The following is a 1,465-nucleotide window of genomic DNA, read 5'->3' as shown; positions in this document are numbered from 1 at the left end:
AAAAGGTGCCCCTATGGTTTTCGTCAAGCGGTGGCCGGAGTAGGTGGCTGGTAGAAAGTGCCGTCTCGGAGCATGGCGAAGAGGACGTCGATGCGGCGTCGGGCCAGGCAGACGATGGCTGCGACGTGGTGTTTTCCCTCGTGTCGTTTCCTGTCGTAGTAGGCACGTGAGTCCGGCTGGGACAGTGAGGCGAAGGCGGCGAGGTAGAAGGCCCGCTTGAGCTGTTTATTGCCTCGTCGGGAGGGCTGTTCGCCGCGGATGGAGGAGCCGGATCTGCGCGTGGCGGGTGCCAGGCCGGCGTAGGCGGCCAGGTGCCCTGCGGTGGCGAAGCCGCTTCCGTCACCGACGTCGATAAGGATCCGAGCTGCGGTCCTGACCCCAATGCCGGGCATCGAGGTCAGGACCTGCGAAAGAGGGTGTTCCTCCAGCAGTTCCTCGATCCTTGCGGCAAGGACTTTGCGCTGGTCAAGTACCGCGGAGAGCGAGGCAGCCAGACTTGGGACGATCAGCACGGAGGCCTCGGTGCCCGGAACGACGACAGTCTGTTCGTCGAGTGCGTCGAAGATGTCCGCAACGAGCCGTTCTGCCATGCGTGGCGCCTTGGGCCGCAGCAGGGTCACCAGCCGTCGCCTGCCGGCTTTCCGTAACTGAGCTGGTGAGCCGTGTCGTTCGAGAAGGACCAGCACCGCCGGGTGGTCCAGTCGAGGGCCCAGGACCCGCTCGAGCGAGGGATGGATCTGGGTCAGCAGTCCGCGCAGACGGTTCTTGATGCGGGTGACCTCGCCGGCCAGGTCGTCGTCGAAGCCCACGAGCATGTTCAGCTCGGCGACGGTCTCGTCGTCCGGGGCCAGGTCGCGGAGGGTGTGGGGCATGGTGCGGGCGGCATCGGCGATGATCGCTGCATCGCGGGCATCGGTCTTCGACTCGCCCGGGTAGAGGTCGGCGATGCGCCGCATCGTCAGCCCTGGCAGATAGGCGACCCGGCAGCCCGTATCGCGGGCCACTGCCAGTGGGAGAGCACCCATCGAGGCCGGCTGGTCCACCACGACCAGCACGTTGCCGTGCTTGGCCTGCAGCTTCTCGAACAGATCACGCAGCCGCGATTCACTGTTTGGCATCGGCTTGTCGAACACCCTCTTGCCCGCCGGAGTCAGCGCAGTGCCGTGATGTTCACCCTTGCCGACGTCCAGACCGAGGTAGATGTCGATCTCACCGTCGTGGTTCATGTCCCTCCCCAACAGCCTCTTCCCGGTCTCGCGCGCGGCATCAGCGTGCCGGCATCCACGTTACGAAGGCCTGCTCATCCACGGTGCGGATGTGAGCGGTCATGCCCCTGATCAGCGGTCTGCCGATGCCTCCCGGCCCGGTGACACCACCTTTTCAATCATGTCGACGAGGGGACCAAGTCATACCGGGCCAGGAGACCGGAGCCCCGATAGCGGAGCCACGGAAAAGGTAACGGGGA

General features: G+C 65.4%; 1 protein-coding gene. It reads right to left on the bottom strand.

All coding sequences use genetic code 11. The features are described 5' to 3' along the window. Positions 1-23 precede the first annotated feature (23 nt). The gene (locus ACZ62B_RS39075; protein ID WP_360028126.1) at positions 24-1,226 is read right to left on the bottom strand and encodes an IS110 family RNA-guided transposase; all 1,203 of its coding nucleotides are present in this window, start codon (positions 1,224-1,226) and stop codon (positions 24-26) included. Positions 1,227-1,465: the final 239 nt, after the last annotated feature.

Source organism: Streptomyces sp. NPDC053426 (genome assembly GCF_055585405.1).
The sequence above is the reverse complement of the archived record's forward strand: the minus strand, read 5'-3'. Positions and strand labels throughout refer to the sequence as shown.